The organism is Vibrio sp. 1978 (assembly GCF_033344345.1).
In genome coordinates, this window is sequence record NZ_JAWPOP010000321.1 from 1 (window position 1) to 800 (window position 800).

Below are 800 nucleotides of genomic sequence, written 5' to 3' on the forward strand. Positions count from 1 at the left end.
AGCTCAATTCGAATACTACGAACGTACCCGCGAAAATCGCATATTGGGTCAGCAGCGAAGCGGTTGGGTCAATGAATTGTGGGAATAGTGCCGTAAAGAAAATAATGGCTTTCGGATTACTGGAACCAACGATAAAACCACTGGTATAGGCGCTGACGTGGCTGGTTGACACCTGTGCAGAGTCGGACTTCGCAAAATCGTTTTGTTTTGATCGAAATGCTTGAATGCCTAACCAAATCAAATATGCCGCACCACACCATTTGATGATGTTAAACACGAACTCAGAAGACGCAATCACAACGCCTAAACCGGTAAAAGAAAGGGTAAGAATGATGGTAATCGCACTTAAACTGCCTAGAGCCGTCGTCAGTGCAAGACGAAAACCGCTGCTGACGCCTTTACTTAAGCAAAGTAGAGAACTTGGCCCAGGAGAGGCTGTGAGCACGAGTATCGCGAGAGTGTAGTAAATCCAAGTATCGAGTTGCATTGGCGCTCCTTTCCAATCATGGTTTGGTGCCACATATTAAGGCTTTAGCTACGTGATGTAGCATCGACGCTTCTATCCTTGAAACGTATTTTTGAGGCAAATGCGCAATCCTCATTGCGCATTAATTATGCAACCAAAATACTCGCTATATGCAATAGTGTAAAGAAAATAGTCAGTAATGATTCAAGCTAAGCACCGATTTAGTCATAGAACGGTTTTGGATCGATTTCTAAAGATGAAGGCGCTATCGCTCTTTCAATTTTGTGCGTACTTGTTTTTAAATCCACCATCGCGACATCAATGTATCGTTTGT

The 800-nt window shown here is 43.4% G+C and carries 1 protein-coding gene and 1 pseudogene; both read right to left on the bottom strand.

Annotated elements, in window-relative coordinates:
* A partial coding sequence (locus R8N49_RS26365) for a LysE family translocator (RefSeq protein WP_318190352.1) occupies positions 1–487 on the bottom strand: 487 nt, incomplete at its 3' end.
* Positions 488–687: 200 nt separating this feature from the next.
* Positions 688–800, bottom strand: a pseudogene (locus R8N49_RS26370) (HD-GYP domain-containing protein); the annotation flags it as partial.